This window comes from Pluralibacter gergoviae ATCC 33028 = NBRC 105706, from assembly GCF_001598855.1.
In the GTDB taxonomy this organism is placed as follows: domain Bacteria; phylum Pseudomonadota; class Gammaproteobacteria; order Enterobacterales; family Enterobacteriaceae; genus Pluralibacter; species Pluralibacter gergoviae.
Genome location: NZ_BCZS01000093.1, coordinates 1 through 873, shown reverse-complemented (window position 1 = coordinate 873; position 873 = coordinate 1). Strand labels below are relative to the sequence as shown.

Genomic DNA, 873 nt, shown 5'->3' with positions numbered 1-873 from the left:
CGTGCACGGCATCCTCACCGGACTGGAGCGCCTCGCCACCTCTCCCGACCAGACCCGCTGGCGCACCGTGCTCAGCTCGCGCCTCGCCCTGCTGGCCCGCACCCGACGGTGCCGCATCTTTCAGCACCTGTCGGTCCCGGAGGCGGTGGAGCAGGTGCTGCGCGACCACGGCTTTGAGGGGCCGGACTTTGAGTTTCGCCTGGCGCGCACCTACCCCGACCAGGAGGTGATTACCCAGTGGCGCGAGACAGACCTGCAGTTCATCCAGCGCATTCTTTCTGAAGTGGGCATCTTCTGGCGCACGGTGATGGACGACGTGCGAGGCCTGGACGGGGTGATATTCGCCGACGGCCAGCTGAACTATCAGTCTGACGTCCGGCTGCCGTACAGGGAGCCCTCCGGGCTGTTCGACGGCGCGGAGGCGTCGGTGTGGGGCGTGCGCACCTGGCACCGGGTGGTGACGGACCGGGTCAGTACCCGGGACTACAACTACCGCACCGCCGGTACGCCGATGGACGCGTCAGTCAGCGTCAGAAGCGACGCGGTCACTACCGGAGAAGAATACCGCTACAAAGCGCCTTACCTGGCCGCCGGGGACGACGCTGACCCCGAACCGGAAACCGAAACCGGGGGCTTTTACGCCCGCATCCGCCACGAGCGGACGCTCAACGGCTCTGCCCGCCTTCACCTGTTCAGCAACGCCTCTCATCTTGCCGCCGGTCAGGTGCTGGAGCCGCAGGGGGACATCATCCGCGACCTGAAGGAGGGCGTCATCATCACTCTCGCCACGTATCGCGCCTCGCGGGACTCCCGGCTGCACGTCTCGGTATGGGGAATGCCCTACACCGAAAGCTACTGCTACCGCCCGGTGGC

The 873-nt window shown here is 66.8% G+C and carries 1 protein-coding gene; it reads left to right on the top strand.

Annotated elements, in window-relative coordinates:
- A partial coding sequence (locus ENGE1_RS26240) for a type VI secretion system Vgr family protein (protein ID WP_155731576.1) occupies positions 1–873 on the top strand: 873 nt, incomplete at both ends.